The sequence below is a fragment of the Arthrobacter sp. C9C5 genome, assembly GCF_013359735.1.
GTDB lineage: Bacteria > Actinomycetota > Actinomycetes > Actinomycetales > Micrococcaceae > Arthrobacter.
Genome location: NZ_JABFMX010000010.1, coordinates 98,598 through 122,180 on the forward strand (window position 1 = coordinate 98,598; position 23,583 = coordinate 122,180).

Genomic DNA, 23,583 nt, shown 5'->3' on the forward strand with positions numbered 1-23,583 from the left:
GTTGATGGTCCGGGCTGGAAGGGGCTGGCTGGCCCTGTTCGCAGGTTCGTTCCCTTCCGGCGGCTCTGCTGTGCTTCCTGCCGTGTCCCCGGAAATGCCTGTTACGCCTGAGTCACTGGACATGCGACATCCCTTGGTTGGCCGAACTGATGGGACACCGGCTCGAATTACGGACCGCCATGCCCCTCTAACGAGGCTACGCAACCCGCCGGGGTGCCCACAGGGCCTTTGGACCGTACCCACCCCGCCTTTTGCGCGGCATGCACCAGACACTGCCGGTGTCCGCCCCCAGCGGGAAAGCCTGGGGGTCGTCCTAGCTTTCGCACTCGATGCAGTACGAACGGCCGTTCTTTTGGCGCGCAAGCTGTGAGCGATGCCGGACCAGGAAACAGGAGTGGCAGGTGAACTCGTCCTCGGCCTGAGGGATGACTTCAACGATGAGTTCCTCGGCGACAAACTCCCCGCCGGGGGTCATGGCCTCATCCAGTGCATCGGACTCGTCCAGCTCCCGAACGACGCTGCGGGCATCCGGAGCGTTGGCGGACTGCAGCGCCTCCAGGGAGCGGTCCTGGGATTCCTTGACGTCGGAACGTACTTCGTCGTAATCGGTTGCCACGTTGGTCATTCTCATTTCTGGCGTTGTTGTCTGACGCAACTGCAACGTACACCATGGCCGCGGAATTCCCTGTCGCGCGGACCGGCCGGCCCGGGCCCCGGTCTAGGCCCATTCCGCCCTAGCCTGTCTGCGTCCGGCAGATTTTTTCACCTCGGCGGGCACCCCGCCGTAAGTGTGGGAGGCCTTGGTGAAGGATGAGGTGGCACGGCCGACGCTGGGGCGATGGTGCGGGCTGCACTCGCACCGCCGAGTCGGAGCCCGGCGTCCCACTCCCGAGTCGGGTTACCGGGCCGCTCGACGAGTGAAGATCATGTGGACAACTCCGGATGGAGAAGGGGTCGCTTCGATCTCGAAGCGTTGTTCGAGTTCCTCGAGTCCGTCCCAGAGCCGCTCGCCACGGCCCAGGACGATCGGCACGAGGACGACGTGCATGTGGTCGATCAGATCGGCCTCGAGGAACTGACGAACCGTGCTGACGCCGCCACCGATCCGGACGTCGAGGTCGCCGGCCAAGGCGCGGGCCTGCTTGAGCGCGGAGACGGGGTCGGCGTCGACGAAATGGAAGGTTGTTCCGCCTTCCAACTCGAGTACCGGCCGGGGATGGTGCGTAAGTACAACGACGGGGGTGTGGAAGACAGGGTTATCGCCCCACCACCCCTTCCATTCCTCGTCCTGCCAGGGACCGCGTTGAGGGCCGAACTTATTGCGCCCCATGATCTCCGCGCCGATCCCGGGCTTCCACGCGCTGGCGAACGCCTCGTCGACGCCGAAGGATCCCTCCGATTCCCCGTGGAAGCCCATCTCGCGGAAGGTGCGCGTCTCGAAAGCCCACTCCATTAGCCGTGAGCCCGCATGACCGAACGGAGCGTCGAGTCGCTGGCCCTCGCCGGTGCCGAAGCCGTCGAGGGAGACCGAGAAGTTATGCACGCGGACTAGGGACATGTCATCTCCTGAGGTGCTTGTCGTTCGCCATCACCTTATGGTGATCGAACCCCACCACTCAAGAGGTGCCCGACTTCGCGGCATAGGCGGTGGCCTCGGCCCGCACCTGGCGAATGTAAGGATCGGACTGGTTGTAGGAGTAGATGGCGTCGGTCCACCCTTGGGCCGTTGAGAGGTCGCGGCCGTGGGCGCACAGATAGCTCGCCGCGCTGAGGGCGGCGTCGTCGATATTGAACGGGTCTGCTTTTCCGTCCCCGTTCCCGTCCCGCCCTGCAAGCTGCCAGGTCGAGGGAATGAACTGCATGGGTCCGACGGCGTGGTCCCAGCGGGAGTCGCCGTCCAGGGCACCGCCGTCGGTGTCGGCGATGGCGGCGAATCCGGCCCCGTTGAGGCTGGGGCCCACAATCGGGCCGCTCGCCTCCCCTGCGGTGTTAAGGCTGCCGCCGCCGTAGGTTCCGTGCGCGGATTCGACGAAGCCGACGGCGGCCACGGTATTCCAGCCGATCCCGCACGCCGGAGCGGCAGCGTTGGCCGTGGCTGCCGCAGCAACGTAGGCCCGGAGCGCGCGGGCAGGGATCCCGGTCTGCGCGGCAGCCCGGGCGAGCCACTGGGCATCAGGGTTCCGGGTCACGTTCACAGCGGTGGCGATGCCGGTGGAGAACGGATCAAGCTTCGCTACCGCTCGGGGCGGCGGAGCAAGGGCCCCGCGGGCGTCAACCCCGGACTGCCGGACTGCCCAGAACGAAAATGCGGCGATGGCGCACACCGCGAGCAGGCTGAAAACCAGAAGGCGTTTTAGACGGAGCACGGACTAATCAAACCATCCAAGCTCAGCGGCCGGTGACCAAGGTCCTCGTCCGGGATCCCGGCAGGGCAGAAGGCGCTGCGGCCACCGACGGGCCGAGCGGGCAGGCGCCTGCGTAAATAGCCCGTTGACCCCGCCCACGACTGCGCCCGACACTGGTTGAATGAGCGATGAAGAGAACGAAGCAACCATGCGCAAGGTTGTTGACCGGCTGCTCGCGAGGTTTCCGGATGCTCCTAAACCGCGCGTCGCGGAGATCGTCCGAGAAGAATTTGCGTCGCTGGCGTCGGGCAGGATTCGGATCTACATCCCCACACTTGTCGAGAACGCCGCCAGGGACCGGCTCCACCAAGAGTTCAACATCGTGGCCATTCTGGACTGAAAAGACTTCCGGGCTCCGCCCCCGGCCGGCTGCGGCCGCCAGCCTTTCTACCGGGGTGACCTCGGCGCGGCAGCGTCTGAGGGCCGTCCTCGGGATAGCCGGCGGGGCAATGAACAGCGGTGCCCTAACCCTGGACTACCCATGGTGTCCTATTCGTGCATGGTTTGCGGACTTGGTGCCCCCTGTTTGCGCCGTAGTTGCCCAGACTTTACCGGCGGTCGTGATGATTTCCGGAACAGCTGCACGCAAATGGATTGAACGGCCAACCGGCCGGCCCCAAGTTGCCTCTCCCAGCACCGAAAGGCCACCATGGCACTGCGTCTCCCCCACACCCTGCCGACTCTTCGCACTGCCACCGGGCGTTTCGTCCTCAGTCCGTTCACGGACGCGCACGTCGAGCCGCTGGCGCACATCCTGGCCAATGACGACATCTGGGCCCAGGGTTTTGGCGACGGTGATCACCGCCCGGGAACGCACGCCGAGATCGTCGCGTACATCCGGCGCCGGTATGACGGACTGCGGGTCTTCGCCATCCACTACACCGGCCTGACCGGAGGTCCGCTGTTCGTCGGGACGACCGGCGTCACCGAATCCCACGCCCGCACCGAACGTGCAAAGATTGGCCGCACCGTCATCAGCCCCGCGTTCTGGGGCATGAAAACAAACCACGAGGTGAAGACCGCACTGTTGGACTGGCTGTTCGCCCGCGGCGCCGGCCGGATCGAGTGCGACGTCGACCCCAGAAATCACCGCTCGCTGACCTCGCTGACCCGCTTCGGGTTCACCGTCGAAGGCACTCGCCGGCGCTCCTCGCAGCGCGTCGACGGGACCTGGCGGGACATCGTTATCCTGTCTCTGCTGACCGAAGAGTGGCCCGCAGCCCGGGAACGAACGCTTCGTGCACTGGCCGCCCTCGCCCCCGTCGAATTCGCTGTCTGAGCTGCCGCCCGGCTTCAAGGACCGCTCACCCCGCCCGGCAGAAAGGGCCCCGAGGGTCCCCAACTCAACATCTGTCCAGGCTCAGAGGCCCAAAAAGACCGTGACCTGCGGAAACACTGTGCCCGAGGTGGGACTCGAAGCGGGTTCCGGCCCTTCAAAATCCGCCACTCCCCCGAGAACCTCCGCAATCCGGCCCAGTCCGGCACCAGTACGACCCGATCCGAAGCCCCGGGTGTGCACAATGTGCACACCCCCTTTTGCGCCCATTAGAGACCCCACGCCAACCGGCCGCACCCCGCGTCAACCGGGCACAACAGTTCTTTCCCGCGACAAGATCGGTCCTGTTGAGGGTGAACGCTACATTTCGCCGCAACCGGGTCATGCCCTCGTTACGGACTGCCCGGCATGCCGCGCGGCATGCTCAGTCTCTAAGCTCTCCATCACGATTCACCTCCGTTCAAACCATTCACGATCCGATCTGCGGACCACAGCATGACCGGGAAGCTCCCCAGACCCTGTCCACGGACACAACACAGACACACGAGAACAAGGAAGCCATGGCGACGGCAATAGCCCCCGTCAGAACGCGGCCCCGATGATCAGGGCCCCGCCACCAACACGGCATGAGCTGGCCGGCGACCGCGGAGCCTTGAATGGCCAAGAGTCAATACCGAAAGACCACGTCATCCGGGCCGACGTAGCGGACTGCCCTGCCGGCAAAGCCCTCTCGCTTCCGGGGCCGGGTGTCACGTTCTGCTGCTGGCTGCCGATTGGGCGCTCAGGCCCTGTAGCGCGGCGGCCATGCCGGAGCTGAGGGCGGGGTTCATTCCGGCGGCTCCCGTCCAAGCGCCCGCGAGGAAAAGGTTACGGACGGGTGTTGCGGCGGTCAGCGCCCCAGTGCCTGTGTTGGCGGGGGTGTTCTCGGGGCCGACGCTCGCTCCCTTGGGGTTGCGGGTATAACGGAAGTTGGTCAACGGCGTCGAGACCTCCCGTGTCCGGATGGCGTCGCGAAGTCCGGGCACTTCATTAGCCAACCTGTCCACGAGCATGTCCGCCACGCGTTCCTTGACCCGCCGGTACTGGGGCTGGTCTTGATAATCGGCGACGCGGCCGCCGGTGCCCCAGGTGTCCTCGGCGTCCCATTTCGCCCAGACTGAGATCACGACGACGCCGTGCCCTGCAGGGGCGCAGCCAGGGTCAATACGTGCGTAGTCGGTGGCTGTCAGCGGAACATTCGCCCAGTCGCCCTCCAGCACCGCCTGGAACGAGCGATCAGAGTCACCCATTCGATCGATAAACAGGTCGTGGGGAAGCCCATTCTCAGCGAAAACGTCCCGGTCCAGGCCCAGGTAGACGGCGAAAGTTGAGAGCGACGGTTCGACCCGTTCGATTCTGGCGATGTAATCGGCCGGGAGTGCGTCACGGCCGACCAGCTCAAGCAAGGCTGGCGCGCTGGCGTTAGAGATGAACAGATCAGCCTCGACTCGCCCACCGTCAGCGGTGGTTGCCGCGATGGCCCGGCTGTCGTCGAGGTCAAGTCCGGTTACCAGCTGCCCACAGCGAATTTCGCCGCCGCGTTTCACCAACTCCCGGACTAGCGCGTCGCCGATAGCTTTCGCTCCGCCCTCGGGAAACCACATGCCGTACTCCTGATACGCCGCACACATGGCAGCAGCGCCAACCGCCGAGCACTGTGAGGGCGGCAGCCCGATGAAGTTCCAAAGCGGTGAAAGCGCCTCACGTACTGCCGGGTCGGCAACGTGGCGAGCCATCATTTGTTCCCACGTCTCAGCCAACGCCCGCACCATCACCGGGTAGCGAACTGCCATCTCCGGCGGACTGGGAACGAGACCCGCCACCATGTCGGTCTGGAATCGCCGAGTGTCACGGTAAACGGCAAGCGCCTCGTCCAAATAGGACCTGATCCCGATTGCTTGTCCAGGGAAAGCGTGAATGAGGTGGGCCTCGTGGCGGTAAGGATCGGCATAAGCCATGATCTCGGCCCCAGCAGACCGGAAGAGGAAGTGCGGATCGATACGCCGCATCGTCAACCGGTCAGCAATCCCAAGAGCACGAAAGACCTCATCAGCTCCCCCGCCGGGGGTCGGCCCCCCATTCAAGGCGTGAAGTGCCGTTTCGAATCGGTACGGGCCGCTTTCAAAAGAGGTGGCATAACCACCGGGGGCGGAATGCTGCTCAAAAACGACGGTCCGCACGCCGGTGCCGGCGAGTGTCACCGCAGCGGCCAGGCCTCCGAATCCAGCGCCAATGACAACTGCGTCTGCGTGTTCAACCATGGCGGTTCCCTTCTCGCGTTGTTCCGTCCATTACGGACGCATTCTGCGGAACCTACATAGAGCCGGAAGGCCCGCGTGCAATCAGGGAATCTACCTGGGATCGCTGTCGATGTTTCACCGGATGGCCCGCTGACACCGATCAGCACCTTGCCGACGGTGCCCTCTTCCACCGCTGCGTGGGCCGCAGCAGTGTCAGCCAGATCAAAGCGGTGCAGCGGCAGGCCCGCGGCCTCTCCCACCGGAAGGGCGCCATCGGCATGGCCGAATTGATATGTTCCGCAGGAGCGTGCACCGCCGCCATACCAACCGTGTGAAGCGACACGAACTGGTAGCGGACGTGGAGGCTGAAATCCCTGCGCACGTCCAAGCTCACCTGATCGCCGCCGTGTTGGCATAAACCGCATCACTGTCAGGTCGAGTTCCGCGTTCTGCGCGGGTGGCACCTCCAGATAACTGCGATCAAACACCCACCGAGGTGGCATTGCACAGTTTGGGAGTCGACATGGGTCATGGCTGTTCGTTCCTCTTTTCCGAACATCTCATAGGCAAAAAGGTACGTAGCGGCATGACCGGCACTCACTGGCCACCTTCGTAGAATTGTGGCACCCAGGCTCTGAGGTGAGGAGTTACTCAAACTTGGGATGACCATTCCGGGTGTTTCGCCTGACGCCACGGGGTGAGGTTACACCACTATGGATACGCAGTTAGCGACCACGCGCGCCGTCGTCAGCGGCTCCCCCCCAGGGGCGAGTTCGAGGTCGGCAATATCAGAGCCGCCTCCAGACGGCGGACACGCTGGCTCAGGTGCAGTTGGACGACGTCCAGCCGCCAGCGGCACGGTCGAAGTGAAATCCCCCGCGGAGCACAGGAAGGCCGCCAGATGGTGGCGTTTCTTGATCCGATTTATATGTCTTACCAATATGTGAAGGACTAATTATGTATTGGACGGTACTGAAAAGGACATGAGAACTTAGACGTAATCTCCATGACAAGTTGCAATGGCTGTCACGGGAGACAACCGCGAGCACCGCACGGGCAAAACCGAATTTCGAAAGGACAGAGAACGTGGTTATCAGCAAACGGAACTGGCCCACGCGGCCGGAAAGCTCCAGCTGGGGCGAATTCGGCGCGGACGAAAACCGTGGCCGGTTGAATCTGCTCACCCCCGAAAAAGTCCGCCGAGGTCCGGCCTTCGCGCTGAGCCTGCCCTTGGACCTCGGCGGCAACAGACTGAAAGCCAACCGCCTGCGTCCGGCGATCCGGCCGAACCTCCCCCAAGGGCATGTGAACTTCAACGGCAGCGTGGGCGCATTGAACGACACCCCCGCCGTGTTGAAGCTGCAGTACTCCACCCCGCGTCATTCGCTTGCCCACGCCTGTTAGACGGCGACGAGACGGCAGACCTCGTGCCGCCAGGCATCGACGCAGAACGGGGGACATTCTCCAGTGGCTGCAGTCGGTGCCGGAACGCTAGCCCGCTCCCGAACCAGCCACCCAGTAGTAACCAGCACCCGTCCGCGGAAACCGTAAAGGACCTGTCATGACCACCACGACAACTACCCCCACCACTGTTAACTCCGACTACTTCAGCCTCGATGAGGAGCTGGCGCCCGAGGAGCTGGCAATCCGCGACAAAGTCCGCCAGTTCGCTGAAGAACGCGTCCTTCCCGTCATCAACGACTACTGGGAGCGGGCGGAATTCCCCGACGAGCTGCTGCCCGGTCTCGCGGAGCTCGGCATTATCGGAACCTATATCCAGGGATACGGATGCCCGGGGATGAGCCGCAAGGGTGCAGGAATGGTCGCGCGCGAGATGGCGCGGGCCGACGGAAGCATCAACACGTTCCTGGGGGTCCACTCGAACCTCTGCATGGGCGCGTTGTACATGCTTGGCAATGACGAACAGCGGCAGCGCTGGCTGCCCGCCATGGCCCGGCTGGAGAAGACGGGGGCGTTTGCCTTAACTGAGCCGGACCATGGGTCCGACACGGTGGCGCTGGAAACGAGCGCGCGCCGCGAGGGAGACACCTGGATCATTGACGGCCATAAGCGCTGGATCGGCAACGGACACGCGGCCGACGTCGTGGTCCTGTTCGCCCGCAACACAGAAGACGGCAAGGTCAACGCCTTCGTCGTGGAGAAGGATGCGGAGGGCAACCACCCGGCCGGCTACGGCCCCACCGTCATCACCGGCAAGATCGGCAAGCGAGCCATCCTCCAGGCCGACATCGTCATCGAGGGCATGCGGATTCCCGAGACCAACCGGCTGGAGAACTGCAGGTCCTTCGCCGACGTCTCCCGCGTCCTGCAGGCAACCCGCGGCGGCGCCGCCTGGGAAGCCGTCGGCCACGCAATGGCATGCTTCGAAATCGCAGCCGACTACGCCGCCAAGCGGGTCCAGTTCGGCAACCCGATCGCCAGCTACCAGCTGGTCCAGCACCGGCTCGCCAACATGCTCAGCGAGCTGACCGCGATGCAACTCATGGTCAACCGCATGGCGGAACTCGCCGAGAAGGGCACGCTGACCAACGCCATGGCATCCATGGTCAAGATGGCCACCGCGCAAAAAGGCAAATGGATCTGCAACGAGGCACGGGAACTGCTCGCCGGCAACGGCCTGCTGCTCGAAAACCATGTCGCCCGCCACCTGACCGACATGGAGGTGGTGTCCACCTACGAGGGCACGGACTCCATCCAGGCACTGCTGGTCGGCCGCGACATCACGGGCATCTCCGCCTTCCGCTGACCACGGCTGCGCGCCCTGCCCCGGCGCACCCTCTCCCCCACCAAGATTCACCAAGGAGCTTTTCCATGACCGAAGCATTCCTCATCGGCGGGGCCCGCACCCCTGTCGGCCGCTACGGCGGAGCCCTGAGCTCCGTCCGACCGGATGACCTGGCTGCAATCGCGGTCCGGGCCGCAGTCGAACGCGCAGGGCTTGACCCGGCCGCCGTTGACGAGGTGATCCTCGGCAACGCCAACGGTGCCGGTGAGGAAAACCGCAACGTTGCCCGCATGGCCTGGTTGCTCGCCGGCTTCCCCGACACGGTCCCCGGCGTCACCGTCAACCGGCTCTGCGCCTCGGGGCTGAGCGCCATCATCATGGCCTCCCACATGGTCAAAGCCGGGGCCGCGGACATCGTGGTTGCAGGCGGTGTGGAGTCCATGTCCCGGGCTCCGTGGGTCATGGAGAAACCGGAAAAACCCTTCGCCAAGCCCGGCGCCGTCGTGGACACCTCCATCGGCTGGCGCTTCCCCAACCCGTCCTTCCTGTCCGGAGAACTCTCACGTGATGGTAAGGCAACCTATTCCATGCCGGAAACAGCAGAGGAAGTTGCCCGGGTGTACAACATCTCCCGTGAGGACTGCGACGAATTTGCCGTCCTCTCCCATGAACGCGCCCTCGCTGCCATCGAATCCGGGCGCTTTGCCGACGAGATCGTCCCCGTGACAGTCAGGGGCCGCAAAGGCGCCGAAACCATTGTGTACACCGATGAAGGTCCGCGCCCCGGAACTTCCCTGGACGTCCTCGCCGGCCTGCGACCGGTGGTCAAGGGCGGTCACGTCGTCACGGCCGGCAACGCATCGACGCTCAACGACGGCGCCTCGGCAATCATCGTCGCATCCGAGGTCGCCGTGCAGAAGTATGGCCTCACTCCCCGCGCACGCATCCTCGACGGCGCATCCGCCGGTGTCGCCCAGGAGATTATGGGCATCGGCCCGGTTCCGGCCACCCGCAAGGTCCTGGACCGGACCGGCCTCGCGGTAGGCGACCTTGCCGCCGTCGAACTGAACGAGGCCTTTGCGTCCCAGGCCTTGGCCTGCATGCGCGAACTGAAGCTGGAACCCGGCATCGTCAATAACGACGGCGGCGCGATCGCCCTCGGGCACCCGCTCGGCTCTTCCGGGTCCCGCCTGGTCATCACCCTGCTCGGGCGCCTCGAACGCGAAGCCACGCAGGGCCGCAAGCTCGGCCTCGCCACCATGTGCGTCGGTGTCGGGCAGGGCACTGCACTGCTGCTGGAAGGCATCTGATGACAGAGGTAATGGACGACGCCGGTACGCGCCTGGGTACCTCGGGTTTCGTGACGCTGCTGGTTGAGGAGCGCGAGGACCGCTTGGCGGTCCGGCTGCACCGGCCCGCCGTGAAAAACGCCATCGACCAGACGATGGTGGATGAGCTGCACGCGGTGTGCACGCACCTCGAGCGCGCACCGAAGATCCTGATCCTCTCCGGCACGCCCGCCAGTTCGGTAACCGGATCCAAGGCGGTCGTCGCGTCAGGTGCCGACATCGCCCAACTGCGGGAACGGCGCCGTGACGACGCGCTGGCGGGAATCAACTCCGGGGTCTTTGACCGGATCGCGAAGCTGCCGATGCCCGTCATCGCCGCGCTGGACGGTTATGCACTTGGCGGTGGCGCGGAACTGGCGTACGCGGCCGATTTCCGCGTCGGCACCCCTGCGCTGCGGATGGGCAATCCCGAGGCAAACCTGGGCATCCTGGCCGCGGCCGGTGCCACCTGGCGGCTGAAGGAGCTTGTCGGAGAACCCATGGCCAAGCGGATCCTGCTGGCAGGAAAAGTCCTGACCGGTGAGGAGTGCCTCGCCGTTGGGCTGATTACCGACATCGTGGAACCGGGCGTGTTGATGGACTCAGCCCACGCCTTGGCGGATGCCATCGCGGCGCAGGATCCACTGGCAGTACGCCTGACCAAGACAGTGTTCCACGCCCCGCGGGAGGTCCATCCCGTCATTGACACTATGGCCCAGGGCATGCTCTTCGAGTCTCAGGCCAAGTTCGACCGCATGCAGGCGTTCCTCGACAGGAAGAAGAAGTAAATGAATATCCCAGTAGCGCCATCCGGTCGTTCCGGCCGGCTGCCCTCCGGCTTGCCCTCGCGCGTTGGCGTCCTCGGTGGGGGCCGGATGGGTGCGGGCATCGCCCACGCGTTCCTCATCGAGGGGGCAGACGTCGTGGTCGTTGAACGTGACGAGGCGTCCGCACAGGCAGGCCGTGAGCGGGTCGCATCCTCCGCGGCAAGGTCGGTCGAACGTGACCCCCACAGTGGCAATCTCGAAGAGATGCTTGCCCGACTGGCCGTTTCGGTGGACTACACGGACTTTGGCGACCGTGAGCTGGTCGTGGAAGCTGTACCCGAGGATTGGGCTTTGAAGGTGGCAGCGCTCCGCAGAGTGGAGGAGCAACTCAGCCCGGGCTCGGTGCTGGCCTCGAACACGTCCTCGCTCTCGGTGTCCGGGCTGGCGGAGGAGCTGGAGCGTCCGCAGGACTTCCTGGGACTGCACTTCTTCAACCCGGTTCCGGCCTCCACCCTGATCGAGGTGGTCGTCGGCAAGCAGACCCGCCCCGACCTCGTAGATCGGGCCCGCGACTGGGTCCACGGACTGGGCAAGGCCGCCGTCGTCGTCAGTGACGCCCCGGGCTTCGCCTCGTCCCGGCTGGGGGTAGGGATTGCCTTGGAGGCGATGCGCATGGTCGAGGAAGGCGTTGCCTCAGCAGATGACATCGACAACGCGATGGTCCTTGGGTACAAGCACCCCACCGGCCCGCTGCGCACCACTGACATCGTGGGCCTGGACGTTCGCCTAGGCATCGCCGAATACCTCCATGAAACCCTCGGTGAGCGGTTTGCACCCCCACAGATACTGCGCGACAAGGTGGCCCGCGGCGAACTCGGCCGCAAAACCGGCAAGGGCTTCTTCGACTGGAAGTGATTGAGCAGAACACAGGAAATGCTCTTCGCAGGCAGGGGTTTTCCGTCTTCTGCGAATCACTCGTTTCGCTGAAGATCCGCTCAGCAGCGCCCGAGCCTCGAGGATCGCCTGTCCGACATCATTGAGCCGCCGTGAGGGCACGCCGTCCGGCAGGGACCGTGGTGCATTCGGACGGCGGGTCCCAGTTCCGGTCTGGCCGCTTCGTTTGATCCAACCACTACCTTGCCCGGGCCTTGGGCGCCTCCACCGGTCGTACCGGAAAAACCCATGCCGTCGTGGGCGTGATAGATAAAAATATCATTCTAATGAGATAACGAATTAGTATTTGAAAATTCTAAATCGCGATGGAAGGGTGGAGGAAGCAAGAGTCTTGCGGTTACGACGCTGGGTCCCTAAACGACTATGAGAGGAGTTGTCCTGTTGTTCATCGAATCCGCATTGGACGACTGCGTCCTGACGATCGTCCTCAATGACCCGGCACGCCGAAACGCCATGGGCGCTGGCATGCGCGATGAACTCGCCACTGCACTGGACCGTGTCAACGCTGATGGATCAGTGCGTGCACTGGTGGTGCGGGGTGCGGCGGGCAACTTTTGCTCTGGGGGCGACCTGACGGCCATGCCTCCGGAGAATATGTCCACAGCCCGTGATCGTCTGGCTCAAGTGGCTTGCCTCGTCCGGCAGCTCTGCGGTCTTCCCATACCGACTTTTGCCGTTGTCGAGGGTGCGGCCGCCGGTCTGGGGGCTAGTCTCGCCCTCGCCTGCGACTACGTCTACATGGCGGACGACGCCCGGCTCATGTTCCCGTTTAGCCGCCTAGGGCTCCTTCCGGACGGGGGTATTCTGCACAGCCTGGCTGCGCGAATTGGCATCTCAAAGGCGAGGCAGCTGCTACTCGAGGGCAGGACCGTTGGCGCGGAAGAGTGCCTTCGCCTCGGACTGGCGGATTACTGCCATCCCCCGGATCAGCTTGCAAAGGAAGCCGCCGCCAGCGCCGGCAATCTGGCCACACGGGCGCCACTCTCCGTTGAGGGCGTTAAAAGGGCCCTGGCCGGAGGACTGCCTTCTCTGGAAGACGCTTTTGTCTTCGAGCACCGTGACCAGCCTGCGTGCTATTTTTCCAGCGATTTCGCTGAAGGTAAGCGGGCGTTTGCCCAGCGTGGGATCCCCGCCTTCACGGGACTATAGACAGCACTAATGGAGTTGAGGAGCGCAATGCTTTTGCAGAACATGACCAGCGTGATCACTGGAGGTGCGCGGGGAATCGGGCTTGCCACAGCTCGGGCGTTCTTGGCGCAGGGCAGCAACATTGTTCTTGCCGACATGGACACCGCGGCGCTGGACCGAGCGGCTGAAACTCTGGGGCAAGGCGTTGTGAAAGTTGTCTGCGACGTGACCTCTGCCGAGGATATGAGCGCCCTGGTGAACACCGCGGTCGATCACTTCGGGTCTCTGGATGTCATGGTAAACAATGCCGGATTCGCGCGTGATGCCACGATGCGCAAGATGAGTGAATTCGATTTCGACGCAGTTGTCTCCGTACACCTGAAGGGTGCGTGGCTGGGTACCCGGGCTGCCGCCGACATCATGCGAAGGGTCGGAACGGCCGGCTCGATTATTAATGTGTCCTCTATCTCGGGAAAGGTAGGGATGCCGGGACAGACGAACTACAGTGCCGCGAAGGCCGGCATCGTGGGTCTGACAAAAGCTGCGGCCAAAGAACTCGGTTTCACCGGCATCCGGGTCAACGCTATCCAGCCGGGCATTATCCGGACCGACATGGTCGAAGCCCTGCGCGCGGACATACTCGAAAAGAAACTCGCCGAAATCCCGTTGGCACGGTTCGGCGAGCCTGAGGAAGTTGCCAGCGTGGTGCTGTTCCTTGCCAGCGGAATGTCCAGTTATATGACAGGAACGGTTCTTGAGATTACCGGTGGCCGGCATGCCTAGCAGGAGGGCATCCGAAACGGCGCCGCCCTACATGAATGCCGCCGACCACCGTGGCGTGCAGGAGCGCTTCGAATGCCTCATGCCTCTGCGTTGGTCGGATCAGGATCTTAACGGGCACATCAACAACGCCCGCATTGTCACGTTGATGGAAGAGGCACGGATACTTTGGCTCAACCAGAGAGCCGCCGCTGAAGGGTTGGAATCGTTCCGGTGTCCTAAGGTGGTTGCCGCCCTGACCGTTGAATACCTCAGACCTGTCAGCTACGGGGATGAGCTCCTGCTGATGCTCGATATTTCCAGAATTGGTAGCGGATCCTTCACCGTCCGCTACTCGGCGATCCAACAATCGTCACCCGTCTTTAGGGGCAGCACGGTACTGGTCCCGCTTGAACGTGAATCGAACCGCCCCAGAAAACTCACCGCCGCTGAAACGGCATATCTCTCGCGATATACCGAAACGGAGACGTCACGACCGGAATAACCGGGTCCTTGCTGGAAGAATCCCTAACTCCGGGGAACCGCCCATCGCCTTCCGGGTGCGCCCCCTGCTGACAGCTTGAGCCGCATGTTGCCCCGGCTGCAGGCCAGTATCCCGAGGCCTGTTCCCGGCTGCCCCATCCCTAGTTCGCCGGTGACGAGCCGAGAGTCCCCGGCTTACGCCAGTCCCGCGCCGCGGCCCAGGGCTACGCCATCCCATACGGCAATCACCGGCTGCGGCACCTGCGTGATGCGGCTGAAATGGTTGAGGAGCTGCCCGCCAGCGCATCGACCGACGGCGTCCGCGCAGCTCCCAAATGTCGGTGTGGGAGGCCGAGCCCCTTTTCCGTTGGCTTCGGACCGTGAAAGGCCTCTCGGGATCGCACCTTCTCTCACGGATGCCGGGGCTCCCGCCGCCTCCCAGGAATGCATCGGCCACGTTTGCCTTCTCCTTGTCAGTGGCCGGTTAGACGCCGGCCGCCGTCGATCAGCAGCTCACTTCCGGTGATGTACGAGCCAAAATCACTGAGCAGAAAGGCGCAGGCATCGGCAATTTCTTCCTTCCTGGCCAGCCTTCCCAGCGGAATATTTGCCAGGTGCCCCTCCATCTCAGGTTCCGTTCCGTACAGTATCCCGGCACCACCGGTCTGCTCCGTCAGCCCGGGCGTGAGCACGTTGAGGCGGACTCCGTGAGGTGCCCAGGCCGCGGCGAGTGACTTCGTCATGGCCATCACTCCCGCCTTCGCACTGGCCGAGTGGACCGTGTCCGGGTTTCCCATGAGAGCCGCGGACGTGCCGATGTTCACCACTGACAGCGGCACCGACAGAGTGATGGCCCGCCGGCCGACAGCCTGGGTGAGGTTCCAGGTGCCGTTGAGCACAATGTTTACGACCGCATTCCAGCCGTTGGGCGTCAGGTCCAGCGGGTTGACTCGGAAATTTCCCGCGGCGTTGTTCACGAGCAGGCCCACCGGCGAGAAGTCCGACTCGATCGCCTCAAGGGCGCCGTGCACCGCCGCTTCATCGCGGACATCCGCCTTGTAGCCCCTTACTTCGAATCCTCTCGCCGCCAAAGAGGCGACGGCCCTTTCGAGTTTGCTTTCGTCACGACCGATGATTGCAGTCCTGGCACCGAGCGATGCCAGGCGTTCGGCAATGGCCAAGCCGATGCCGGAGGTGCCTCCGGTGACAAGCGCGGTTCGGTCGCCAAAAATCTGGGTGCTGAACATCCGTCCCTTTCCGTCCCTCACCGGAGGTAGACGCGGCCCGGGTCGATGTCATCACGCAGTAGCCGGAGCTCTTCTCCCGTGGGCGGAGGCGTCACAGTCAGGCCGTCCATCACCTTGATCGGCCACCCGGTCTGCTCGCGAACCTGGTCCACCGTCACGCCTTCATGCACACTGGCCAGGCATAATTCACCTGCTGCATTGGCTTTGAAGACACCGAGTTCGCTGATGACGGTGGTTACACCAGCGCCGTGTGTCGGCACTTTGGGATCCGCCCGCCGCGCGGCCGCCGGCGACGGGCTGGTGCAAAAGTCCAGTTCCCGGACAAAGGAAGTTTTGTTATGCCGGCGCATGACGACGAATACCTCTCGGGAGTTCACCATCACTTCGGCGGCACCGCCGGAACCGGGAAGGCGTACTGTCGGCGAGTCCCACGGGCCGATGACGCTGGTATTCAGGCTGCCGAACTTGTCGATCTGCGCTGCGCCGAGAAAACCTACGTCGATCCAGCCGCCCTGGAGTACATACCCAAACAGCACGGGCATGGTCAGGATGGTTTCCGCGCCCGTGGCCAGGGAGGCGTCGGCGATGGTTTCCGGTAATTTCGGCGGATGAGCACCGCATACACCCGACTCGTAAACCTGCTCAATGTCCGGCGATGTGGACTTCTGTGCCAGCGCAACGGCGAGGGTAGGCAGGCCAATGCCAGCAAAAACCCGCCGTTTGCCCTGCAGGTAGCGGCAGCTGACAGCCGCCAGGAGTTCACTGACGGTGTAGTACGGAGTCGGGTCCGGCCCGGTAGTGGTTGTCTCGACGACGCTGGTCATAGGACGCTCCCATAGTTGACGGGGGTGGACAGGCGGGGAACCGGCGTCAGCCGGTCGAAGAATCCGTCGCCCAGCTTGCTGAGGTAACCGCGGTGGTCTCCGGCGTCGTGGATCCATTCCTGGATCCAGGACTCGAGACGGTCCGGGTCTTTGCTGATGGCTGACCACGAACGGTAGAAGTCGTTGTCGCGGTCATAGTAGCCCTGCGCGAAGGAGGGGTGTGCCCCATATCTGCACTCCACGACGGCATCGACGACGAAGCCGGGAATTAGCGTTCTGTTGGGATCGGAGCGGATGACATCATCATCGACAATCTCTTCCACCAACACGATGGTGCGCTTGGACGCAAAGGCGACTTCCTGTTGTGGCCCAAGGATGCCCCAGCTCTGGATATTGCCTTGCCGGTCCGCCCGCTGAGCGTGGATTATTGCCACGTCGGGGTTCAGTGCTGGCACCACGTAGGTTTCGACATCCTCCTCGAAAGGGGAGGCCACTTTTTTGAGCTGCGGGTTGATTTTGACCAGATCGCTGCCGGCATAGGACCTGACGGGCATGAACGGGATCCCGGCGGCGCCAGCCTGGTATCGCGCCAGGAGGCCGTAGTGGCTGTACTCCTCAAGCTCGAGCTCGCCGGCACCACCGGCCTCCACTGCCCGCCGCACCGCATACAAAGAACCGACCGAGCTGTTGCCGGTGAAGGCAAAGACCATCCTGTTCACGCAGCCGGCCGCCACCAGTTGGTCCGCAATGATGTCCGGAGTCATCCGCACCAGCGTCAGGCCCTTCACACCCTGCCGGATGATCTCGTGGCCCGCAGCGAAGGGAATGAGGTGAGTAAACCCTTCCAGTGCTACGACATCATCGTCGGACACGAAAGTGCCTATCGCGTCCTTCAAGGAGAACAATTTTTCGGCCATTGGGAACTGCCTTCCGGGTCTTTCGGCTGGTCTCCCATGCTTGCATCCGAGATATATAACGGTCCAATACATAAATCTGACCTATATGATAGGGATCTCATCTGAATCGAAGGGGCAGTAGTGGAACTAAGACATCTGGCGGGATTCATCGCGATAGCCGAGGAGCTGCATTTCGGCCGGGCTGCTGCCAAGATACACATGGCACAACCGGCCTTGAGCCAGCAAATCCGGCTTCTGGAGAAGGAACTGGGGGTCCCCCTGTTCCACCGGAATACTCGGTCCGTGAGCCTTAGCGATGCCGGCAAAGCTCTGCTCGGGCCAGCCAAACAGGTGATGGCCGACGTTGACATCGCCCGCCGTTCTGCGGTTCTGGGGATCTCGGAGATCGTCGGCAGGGTGACCATTGGTTTCGCCGGGGCAAGCAGCAGAAACGTCCTGCCAATATTGGCGCGTGCTGTCCGAGCAGAACAGCCCGGTATCGAACTTGTGCTGCAGGGCCAGACATATGCGGGGGCGGCGATTGCCGAGGTGGTCGCCGGCGATCTGGACATTGGCTTCTCACGCCTTCCTGTCAACAACCAGAGCATCACCACCCACGTCTATGGCTATGAACGAATGGTCGCCGCCTTGCCGTCGGACCACCCGCTCGCAAGCAGAGAAACGATCAGGGTGTCGGACCTCGCGAGCGAGCCGTTCGTGACTTTTCCGGGCACTCAGGGTTCCACCGTGCGGGATGCCTTGATCCATGTGGCCATGGGAGCCGGCTTCACTCCGCGGATCATGCAGGAGGCCCCGGATTCGTACACCATTCTGGGACTGGTCGCCGCCGGCGTTGGGGTCACCATCACCGTGTCGTCCGTGCAGCACATCAACACTCCAGGTCTTGTCTACCGGGACTTGGAAGATGACCTTCCGGAGCTTGCTGCAGTCCTCGCGTGGCGGAAGGACAACGTCTCCACGGCCACACACGCTGTGCTCGAAATTGCCCGACGGGTCCTCCCGACCCCACCGCTTCCCGGCTCGAGAAGCAGCCAAGCAACGGAAGCCGCCGAAGAACACTTATAGAGTTTTCCACTTACTGTAGAACGAACTAGATATTGGACGCTATTAGTTTCGGGTGTCAGGGTAGGGGATGAAATTCACCGTGTGCTGTGTCACAGGGTGCCACAGCTAGACAATGGAGTTGTTGTGAGCGGATTACAGAAGACGGAATCTGGCCCAGCCCAGTTCCGGCAGAAAATGGCCCGGAAAGCGGGCTGGGCATCGTTCGCGGGAACCACCGTCGAATGGTACGACTTTTACGCCTACGGGACCGCGTCCGCTCTTGTCTTCGGCAAGATCTTCTTTCCGGCCCAAGACCAGGCGGTCGGGACTCTGGCCGCTTTCGCGACGTTTTGGGTTGGTTTCCTCGCGAGGCCGCTTGGTGGGATCATTTTCGGTCACATCGGCGACAGGCTCGGTCGCAAGAAAGCCCTGGTGACCACGCTGCTAATGATGGGCATATGCACCACTGCCGTTGGGCTACTGCCCACGTACGCCCAAGTGGGCGGGTGGGCAGCGGTCCTCCTGGTGGCCCTTCGACTCATCCAGGGTATTGCCATGGGCGGCGAGTGGGGCGGCGCCGTCGTCCTCGCTGCCGAGCATGCACCCAAGGGCAAGGGAATTCTTTACGGCGCTTTCGCGCAACAAGGCTCCCCCATGGGCAACCTGCTTTCGACACTTGTCTGGCTGATGGTCGCCCAGCTTCCCGATGACGCCTTCATCACCTGGGGCTGGCGCATCCCATTCCTGCTGTCAGCGGCGCTTGTGGCAATTGGACTATTTGTTCGGCTAAGCATTGAAGAATCTCCGGCTATGCAGGCCCTCATGGAGACCAAGACCGTCGCGAAAGCGCCGTTGACTGAAGTGCTGAAGAGCTCCAAAGGCATCGTCGCCTTGGGTATCGGAGCGTGCGTCATTGGTGTCTCCGCCACCTACTTCAAAGGCACTTTCGCACTCGCCTGGGCCGTTGACGAAGGACTGTTCAGCAGAACAAGTTTCCTGTCCATCGTGACCATCTCCCTCGTGGTGCAGTTCATTGTGCAACCTTTTGGAGCCGTGATCGCCTCAAAACTGACACTGCGCAAAGCGGTGCTGCTGATGCTGGTCCCCGAGCTCCTGGTCCTGCCGCTGATGTTCATGCTGATCGGGACAGGCGACTACACGCTGGCCGTCATCGGAATGGCAGTGGCCACCATCCCGCATTCCATGTACTACGCCGCCATGGCAGGTATTCTCGCCAAGTCGTTCCCGCCCAACATCCGCTACACCGGTATCTCGCTCAGCTACCAGCTCAGCTCTACCGTCTTCGCAGGGACAGCCCCCATGATGGGGCAGTATCTTCTAAATGCGACAGGATCGATCCTGGCTGTCATCGTCTTGGCCATTGTGCACGTAGTCATCACGATCGCCTCAGTTCTCGGGCTGCTGTCACGCTCGCGCAGCCTGGGCGCGGACTACGGCAGCGCTGACAGCTTCGGAACGGAAAGCGAGAGGACTCCCGCGACCGGAATCGAAAGCGACAGGACCCCGAGCCTGCAGCGCTAGTACCGACCGAAACACTGACGCAGCGGTGTCGCCCGGGTTCTCCGGTGCGACACCGCTCTTTGCGTCATTTCCAAGACCCTCGTGACGTCAATGATGTAGTCGCCTGATTACGATCCGACAGAACGGGCAACCCGACAAACCACAATCGTTGAAGATAGCAATGCGGCGTCGCGCGAGCACAGTCAATCCGCACAAGTGGAACGTGGCGTCCCTTTGACTGTGGGCCCGCATCACGTGGTTGACCCTGCCTGCCTGTCCCGGGCGAAGGTCCGGTACTAGATCGCGGCTCTGGATGGCCTGCCCGTTGCCATAGGCGGGTCAACAATCGTGGTGTCCGGCGACTCACATGAGGCAACGAAAGCACCTTCCGGGACCTGTTGCCTTGAGTCAACAGGAACGCGTCGTGCCGCTGCTGAGCTGTTGGAGGACGGGCACAAACGCTCCAGCCATAGCCAAACAGTTGAAGCATTATTGAGCCCCCGCGCGCCCGCACTGGACATCAGGTGCGCGTCCAGTTCGTTCCGGGAATCAGGGCTTTCTGTCCTTCCCAAACAAATTCTTAGAAGCGCATAGTGAGGCATGACAGACATGTTGGTTGGGAAGCCAGAGTCGAGGGAGCGTCGATCCGGGACTAGCGGGAAAGAAGACACGGAAAGCTTACCCGGCGGGGGCTTCTCTACCAGCCTGGCAACCTGTCGAAGCAGGGGCATGTAGCTGAGTGAGGAATCCGCAATGGGAAGGCATGACGAAGCAAACGGACGACAAGCAGACGCGCTCAAGGCTTCCCCGGATTTCGGTCAAGTCATGCAGTTCCAGACGTGCGGCGCCATGAAGTACTGAAAGGCACCGCCATCAGCGAGAGGAACCTCGGCCACAACACCGGCCCACAAGAAAGGCCCCCGAAGGGGCCCATACGTCAACATTCTGTCCACCGTACCGGCGGTCAAAAACCCTGGTGACCTGCGGAAACACTGTGCCCGAGGTGGGACTCGAACCGGGTTCCGGACCCTGCACACGCTGGGACCCGGCCGAAACATACCGAATCAGGCCCAGTCCGCCACCAGTACGACCCGCTCCGACTGCAAGAGTGTGCACATTGTGCACACTTATTTTTATGCCCACTCTGCTGTTCCAACCAGCCGGCTCTCGCCCCCGGACTGTCGTGGGAGTCACCGTAGCCTGCCCAGATTGGGGCGAGCGTGGCCAGCTTGGGTGGGTACAGCTTCGCTACGAGGCCGCCGGCGAAACCGCGTAAATGAAATGAAGCAGCCAAGGGTGCCGAGGACTATGTGTCGAGGCACACCTGGTCGAAGGCCTGTTGTGGGCGGTGATCCCCTCCGTCGTCAAGAGAATGTCCGACGCCCAAGGGGGGGTCGTTCATTGTTCCTTCTGTGCAAGGGCCGTCACGGCCCCAAGGACCGCAACGTCGACGTCGAACCCGCCGGCGGCAAGCTGCTCGGCCCGCCGTGCGGCGGACCGTTCGAAGGGCATCCGGACGGGCACCTTCTCATCCGCGCGTCTGGTCTTCCGCATTGCCTCGGAAAACGTCGAGACCTTCTTCGCGAATTCGTCCCTCGGCGTCAACAGGTCGGGCTGCATGGCGAGGACAAAGAAGCCGAAGTCTTCCAACTGCTTCGGGAAAACCGGCGAGCCGGCCAGCATGCCCAGCAGCTGGATGCTCACGCCGAGACCGCTACCCTTGTGTCCGCCCCACGCTGTAAACGCTCCGGCCATGGCACGTGCAGGATCTGTCGTAGGTTGCCCGTCGGAGTCATAGGCGACACCGTGTGGAAGTTGTTGGCCTTGTCGCTGTGCGAGGACGGCTTGGGCATGAATGATTTCCGAGATCCCGATGTCCCAAATCACGGGCGTTGAGGTGCTGGGAAACCCAAGCAAAAAGGGTTTGTGCCGAACCGGCCCTCCGTCCCGCCGAACGGCGTCACCCAGGGCGAGGCATTTGAAGCGATCACAGCTACGAGCCCTTTGGCAGTGATCATTTCCGCGTAGTTCGACAGCATTCCTGTGTACCAGGTGTTGTTCGCTCCGACGACTGCCAAGCCCACGTCCGCAGCTTCGTCGATGGCGATCTCCACGGCTTGTTGCGCCACAACGTAGCCAACCCTGTCACCGCCGTCCAGCTGGGCTGACAAAGGAGTCTGCCGCGTTATTCTGAGGTCCTTTGCACCTGGCGGCTTCGCAGTCGACCGTTCACTGATGCTGAGACTCCGGGCTAGTCCGCTAAACGACAAGCCCTCAACTGGCAATCGAGAAGGTGCCGGAAGGTGATCTGCGTATCCGGAACGGACAATCCCACTGCCCTAAGAGCGGCAGTACCCACCTCAGTGGCGTCTTCCAAGCTGAGGGACACTCCCCCTCCTTTCGGTTTAGCCGGCGTAGGGGTCGGCGATGCCGATGTACTGCGTGTAGAGGTACTCCTCGATGCCCTCCAGTCCGCCTTCGCGGCCCAGGCCGGACTGCTTGACTCCGCCGAACGGTGCGGCCGCGTTGGACACCACACCGGCGTTCAGGCCCAGCATGCCGGTCTCAAGGCGTTCGCCCATCCGGATGCCCCGGTTCAGGTCCCGGGTGAAGACGTACGCCACCAGACCGTACTCGGTGTTGTTTGCCAGGCGGATAGCATCCTCCTCGGTGTCGAAGGTGATGATCGGTGCGACGGGGCCGAAGATTTCCTGGGACAGGATCCGGGCGCCTTCGCGCACGTCGAGGAGAAGGGTGGGTTCGTAGAAGTATCCCGGACCGTCCACGGGTGACCCGCCCATGATTAGGACGGCACCATCCTTCACGGCGTCGGTGACGAGCTCGTGGACCTTGTCCCGGCTCTTCGCGTCGATGAGCGGACCCACCGTGGACTCGGCCTCGGTGCCGCGGGCCGTGGTCATGCCGGCCATCTTGGCGGCGAATTTCTTGGCGAACTCCTCGGCGACGGATTCGTGGACGATGAACCGGTTCGCCGCGGTGCAAGCTTCGCCCATGTTCCGCAGCTTCGCCAGCATCGCCCCGGCCACCGCGGCGTCGACGTCGGCGTCTTCAAACACGACGAACGGGGCGTTCCCGCCAAGCTCCATCGAGGTCCGCAGGACCGTCTCGGACGCGTCCGCGAGCAGCCGGCGGCCGACTTCGGTGGAGCCGGTGAAGGAGAGCTTGCGGAGCCGGGAGTCCTCGATCAGAGGACCCGTGGTGGCACCGGCCGTGGAGGTCGGGATCAGGTTCAGCACACCGGCCGGCAGCCCGGCCTCCACCATCACGGCCGCAAACAGCTGGGACGTCAGCGGGGTCAGGTTCGCGGACTTGAGGACCATGGTGCAGCCGGCCGCGACGGCCGGGGCGACCTTGCGGGTGGCCATGGCCAGGGGGAAGTTCCACGGCGTGATCAGCAGGCAGGGGCCCACCGGCTTCTTCGTCACCAGGAGCCGGGACTTCCCGTCCGGGGACACCGAGTAGCGCCCGAAGGCCCGGACGGCCTCTTCGGAGAACCAGCGCAGGAACTCCGCACCGTACATGACCTCGCCGCGGGCCTCGGCCAGCGGCTTGCCCATTTCGAGGGTCATCAGCAGCGCGAAGTCCTCCGCACGCTCGGTCACCAGTTCGAAGGCGCGGCGCAGGATCTCCCCGCGCTCACGGGCCGAGACCTTCGCCCAGGACTCCTGCGCGGCAGCCGCGGCATCCAGTGCCGCCGCCCCGTCTTCCGGGCCGGCATCGGCAAGGCTCAACAGGACTTTGCCGGTCGAGGGATCCTCCACATCGAAGGTCTTGCCGGACGCGGCCGGACGCCACTCGCCGTTGATCAGCAGGCCAGTCGGCACGGACGCCAGCAGGGCGGCTTCACGCTGGGCGTTTATTGACATCGTTCTATCTCCAAGGGG

General features: G+C 63.2%; 20 protein-coding genes and 1 pseudogene. 12 read left to right on the plus strand and 9 right to left on the minus strand.

Annotated features, from left to right (window positions below; all coding sequences use genetic code 11):
- Positions 1 to 313: 313 nt before the first annotated feature.
- The 3 genes from HNO80_RS09820 to HNO80_RS09830 form a co-directional block, all read right to left on the minus strand.
- Positions 314 to 616 carry a DUF4193 domain-containing protein gene (locus HNO80_RS09820; protein WP_175322664.1) on the minus strand — a complete coding sequence of 101 codons (303 nt, stop codon included), beginning with the start codon at positions 614 to 616 and terminating at the stop codon, positions 314 to 316.
- Positions 617 to 898: 282 nt separating this feature from the next.
- Complete coding sequence (locus HNO80_RS09825; protein ID WP_175322665.1) at positions 899 to 1,558, minus strand: dihydrofolate reductase family protein; 660 nt, start codon at positions 1,556 to 1,558, stop codon at positions 899 to 901.
- 58 nt (positions 1,559 to 1,616) lie between these two features.
- A complete protein-coding gene (locus HNO80_RS09830) occupies positions 1,617 to 2,366 on the minus strand; it encodes a lytic transglycosylase domain-containing protein (protein WP_175322666.1) in 750 nt (249 codons plus the stop codon).
- A 160-nt stretch (positions 2,367 to 2,526) separates the two neighbouring features.
- Here HNO80_RS09830 and HNO80_RS09835 point away from each other — a divergent pair, with 160 nt between their 5' ends.
- Positions 2,527 to 2,745 (plus strand): three-helix bundle dimerization domain-containing protein, encoded by a 219-nt coding sequence (locus HNO80_RS09835; protein WP_175322667.1) that lies wholly within the window; start codon positions 2,527 to 2,529, stop codon positions 2,743 to 2,745.
- Between the two features lie 309 nt (positions 2,746 to 3,054).
- Positions 3,055 to 3,684 carry a GNAT family N-acetyltransferase gene (locus tag HNO80_RS09840; protein WP_175322668.1) on the plus strand — a complete coding sequence of 210 codons (630 nt, stop codon included), beginning with the start codon at positions 3,055 to 3,057 and terminating at the stop codon, positions 3,682 to 3,684.
- 746 nt (positions 3,685 to 4,430) lie between these two features.
- Here the strand turns inward: HNO80_RS09840 and HNO80_RS09845 are convergent.
- On the minus strand, positions 4,431 to 5,981 hold the full coding sequence (locus tag HNO80_RS09845; protein ID WP_175322669.1) for a phytoene desaturase family protein: 1,551 nt from the start codon (positions 5,979 to 5,981) through the stop codon (positions 4,431 to 4,433).
- Between the two features lie 993 nt (positions 5,982 to 6,974).
- Here HNO80_RS09845 and HNO80_RS09850 point away from each other — a divergent pair.
- The 8 genes from HNO80_RS09850 (at position 6,975) to HNO80_RS09885 (ending at position 14,147) form a co-directional block, all read left to right on the plus strand.
- Positions 6,975 to 7,364 (plus strand): hypothetical protein, encoded by a 390-nt coding sequence (locus HNO80_RS09850; RefSeq protein ID WP_175322670.1) that lies wholly within the window; start codon positions 6,975 to 6,977, stop codon positions 7,362 to 7,364.
- A 157-nt stretch (positions 7,365 to 7,521) separates the two neighbouring features.
- Positions 7,522 to 8,727, plus strand: a complete 1,206-nt coding sequence (locus HNO80_RS09855; protein ID WP_175322671.1) for an acyl-CoA dehydrogenase family protein — start codon at positions 7,522 to 7,524, stop codon at positions 8,725 to 8,727.
- Positions 8,728 to 8,792: 65 nt separating this feature from the next.
- The gene (locus HNO80_RS09860; protein ID WP_175322672.1) at positions 8,793 to 10,016 is read left to right on the plus strand and encodes a thiolase family protein; all 1,224 of its coding nucleotides are present in this window, start codon (positions 8,793 to 8,795) and stop codon (positions 10,014 to 10,016) included.
- Positions 10,016 to 10,822, plus strand: a complete 807-nt coding sequence (locus HNO80_RS09865) for an enoyl-CoA hydratase/isomerase family protein (protein ID WP_249777266.1) — start codon at positions 10,016 to 10,018, stop codon at positions 10,820 to 10,822. Before HNO80_RS09860 ends, HNO80_RS09865 begins: the two co-directional genes overlap by 1 nt.
- Positions 10,823 to 11,716: a 3-hydroxyacyl-CoA dehydrogenase family protein gene (locus tag HNO80_RS09870; RefSeq protein ID WP_175322673.1), complete on the plus strand. Its 894-nt coding sequence runs from the start codon at positions 10,823 to 10,825 to the stop codon at positions 11,714 to 11,716.
- 420 nt (positions 11,717 to 12,136) lie between these two features.
- Positions 12,137 to 12,904 (plus strand): enoyl-CoA hydratase/isomerase family protein, encoded by a 768-nt coding sequence (locus HNO80_RS09875; protein ID WP_175322674.1) that lies wholly within the window; start codon positions 12,137 to 12,139, stop codon positions 12,902 to 12,904.
- Positions 12,905 to 12,931: 27 nt separating this feature from the next.
- Complete coding sequence (gene fabG, locus HNO80_RS09880) at positions 12,932 to 13,666, plus strand: 3-oxoacyl-ACP reductase FabG (RefSeq protein WP_175322675.1); 735 nt, start codon at positions 12,932 to 12,934, stop codon at positions 13,664 to 13,666.
- Between the two features lie 31 nt (positions 13,667 to 13,697).
- Positions 13,698 to 14,147 (plus strand): acyl-CoA thioesterase, encoded by a 450-nt coding sequence (locus HNO80_RS09885; protein ID WP_175322676.1) that lies wholly within the window; start codon positions 13,698 to 13,700, stop codon positions 14,145 to 14,147.
- A 451-nt stretch (positions 14,148 to 14,598) separates the two neighbouring features.
- Here the strand turns inward: HNO80_RS09885 and HNO80_RS09890 are convergent, their stop codons facing one another.
- The 3 genes from HNO80_RS09890 to HNO80_RS09900 are packed head-to-tail and all read right to left on the minus strand — an operon-like array spanning position 14,599 to position 17,113.
- Positions 14,599 to 15,372, minus strand: coding sequence for an SDR family oxidoreductase (locus HNO80_RS09890; protein WP_175322677.1), 774 nt, complete (start codon positions 15,370 to 15,372; stop codon positions 14,599 to 14,601).
- 17 nt (positions 15,373 to 15,389) lie between these two features.
- Positions 15,390 to 16,196 (minus strand): CoA-transferase subunit beta, encoded by an 807-nt coding sequence (locus tag HNO80_RS09895; RefSeq protein WP_175322678.1) that lies wholly within the window; start codon positions 16,194 to 16,196, stop codon positions 15,390 to 15,392.
- Complete coding sequence (locus tag HNO80_RS09900) at positions 16,193 to 17,113, minus strand: CoA transferase subunit A (protein WP_175322679.1); 921 nt, start codon at positions 17,111 to 17,113, stop codon at positions 16,193 to 16,195. The genes HNO80_RS09895 and HNO80_RS09900 overlap by 4 nt, the downstream gene beginning before the upstream one ends.
- A gap of 120 nt (positions 17,114 to 17,233) precedes the next feature.
- On the opposite strand from HNO80_RS09900, the gene HNO80_RS09905 reads away from it, so the two are divergent.
- Together HNO80_RS09905 and HNO80_RS09910 are read left to right on the plus strand one after the other, a co-directional pair.
- A complete protein-coding gene (locus HNO80_RS09905) occupies positions 17,234 to 18,178 on the plus strand; it encodes a LysR family transcriptional regulator (protein WP_175322680.1) in 945 nt (314 codons plus the stop codon).
- A 123-nt stretch (positions 18,179 to 18,301) separates the two neighbouring features.
- Entirely contained in the window at positions 18,302 to 19,699 is a 1,398-nt protein-coding gene (locus HNO80_RS09910; RefSeq protein WP_217500767.1) for an MFS transporter, read from the plus strand.
- Between the two features lie 1,377 nt (positions 19,700 to 21,076).
- Here the strand turns inward: HNO80_RS09910 and HNO80_RS18210 are convergent.
- Both HNO80_RS18210 and HNO80_RS09925 read right to left on the minus strand, forming a co-directional pair.
- A pseudogene (locus HNO80_RS18210) lies at positions 21,077 to 21,963 on the minus strand (Ldh family oxidoreductase).
- 120 nt (positions 21,964 to 22,083) lie between these two features.
- Positions 22,084 to 23,565 (minus strand): NAD-dependent succinate-semialdehyde dehydrogenase, encoded by a 1,482-nt coding sequence (locus HNO80_RS09925; protein ID WP_175322683.1) that lies wholly within the window; start codon positions 23,563 to 23,565, stop codon positions 22,084 to 22,086.
- Positions 23,566 to 23,583 lie beyond the last annotated feature (18 nt).